The sequence below is a fragment of the Rahnella sp. CFA14(1/10) genome (genome assembly GCF_004195095.1).
GTDB lineage: Bacteria > Pseudomonadota > Gammaproteobacteria > Enterobacterales > Enterobacteriaceae > Rahnella > Rahnella perminowiae.
The window spans coordinates 1-535 of sequence record NZ_SEWS01000036.1 but is presented as its reverse complement, the minus strand read 5'-3'; the positions used below and the strand labels follow the sequence as shown (position 1 = coordinate 535).

At 50.5% G+C, this 535-nt stretch carries 1 protein-coding gene; it reads left to right on the top strand.

What is annotated here, in order from left to right; all coding sequences use genetic code 11:
* Nucleotides 1-253: 253 nt before the first annotated feature.
* A partial coding sequence (locus EVX52_RS25130) for a replication initiator protein A (RefSeq protein ID WP_205952727.1) occupies nucleotides 254-535 on the top strand: 282 nt, incomplete at its 3' end.

The window sequence follows — 535 nt, the reverse complement described above, 5'->3', positions numbered from 1 at the left end:
AGTGTTAATAGTGTTACCTACGGAGTATGTTACGGGCCTGAAAATCACCTGTAACCCTTTGTCCCTGAAATATTAAACTATCCACATGGTTCCGAAACTAACGAATCTGGGTTCCGAAACTAACGAATCTGGGTTCCGAAACTAACGAATGGATTTCACCCCAAAACAGGGTCCTGATATAACGAACTTGACGAGCTTGCTGGGCTGCTTGATACAGGGTTCCTGATGTAACTAACTTAGCCAAGGCGAATGGATGCCCCGGCTCCCCGACAGACATCCCCAGAAGGACTTTTTCATCCACGATATTTCCGATGTGGTGCCGAAGGACGACATGGCCTCGATGGAGCATCCCTTGTTCTCGCTCGCCACCAAGCCTGATATGCGACATCTCGAATACCGTGGCGGCGACAACCGATTGAAAATCGTGCCGTCCGGGGTCGGCCTGCCTACAATCTTCGACAAGGACATTCTGATTTTCTGCGTGAGCCAGCTCATGCATCGCAAGAACCGGGGTGAGAAGATCGGTAAGCGAGTG